The organism is Oleiphilus sp. HI0079 (genome assembly GCF_001635105.1).
Map to the genome: position 1 here is coordinate 1 of NZ_LWFT01000858.1, position 952 is coordinate 952.

General features: G+C 46.5%; 1 protein-coding gene. It reads left to right on the top strand.

Features of this window, described 5'->3' with window-relative positions; genetic code table 11:
* Positions 1 to 156: 156 nt before the first annotated feature.
* Positions 157 to 952, top strand: a 796-nt coding sequence (locus tag A3750_RS16085) for a methyl-accepting chemotaxis protein (protein WP_231871848.1), incomplete at its 3' end; no start/stop codon positions are given.

Genomic DNA, 952 nt, shown 5'->3' on the forward strand with positions numbered 1-952 from the left:
ACCGCCAATGAAGCATTTGAAAGTGCTCAACAATTATCAAAGGAGCTTAGTTATAGCTTGCTGATTTTACTCATAGCTGTCTCGGCATGCGCTATCACCCTGATATTTTTCAGTGCCAATCTATTATTTAAACCCATCGAAAATATGGCCATAAAAATGCACGAGATTGCTAACGGCCAAGCTACGTTGAGCAGCCGGCTAAATGATTCTGGCGACAACGAAATATCTAAGTTTGCGGCAAGCTTTAACTTGTTTGTATCAAAGCTCGCCAATCTTGTTGAACAAACACAACAAACATCTATTGCACTTGTCGAGCAAAGCACCAAGTTGACTCAGCTCGCACAGGCCGGCACCCAGCAAGCCGAAAACCAAAACGAACAAATGACGAACATTCAGTCCTCAATAAACCAAATATCCGAAAGTATCACTGACAATGCTTCACGAGCGGATCAAGCTTTGAGCGCAGCAAACGAAGCAAAACAACAATCGATTGATGGGAAAACCGCAACAGGCAACTCAATAGAAACAATACAAATGGTTGAACAAGAGGTTACCAAGGCCGCTGAAGCACTGCAGACTGTCGAGAATGACACCATGCAAGTAGCAGACCTACTAGCCGTCATTGACTCTATCTCTGAACAAACTAACCTCTTGGCTTTGAATGCGGCGATTGAGGCTGCGCGCGCTGGAGAAAATGGCCGCGGCTTTGCGGTGGTTGCGGACGAGGTGCGCAGCCTATCCCACAAAATTCAACAAGAGACAGCAGCCATTACCAACACAGTTGAAGCGCTAAAACGTGGCACGGCAAACGCGGTTGACGTGATGCGAGCAAGCCGAAGTACAACATCTGAAAGCACGCATTCATCACGACTTGCTGGTACTGCGTTAGATCAAGTGGTTAGCTCGAGCGAGCATATTGCCTCCATAAATGCTGAGATCGCGAGTAACAGCA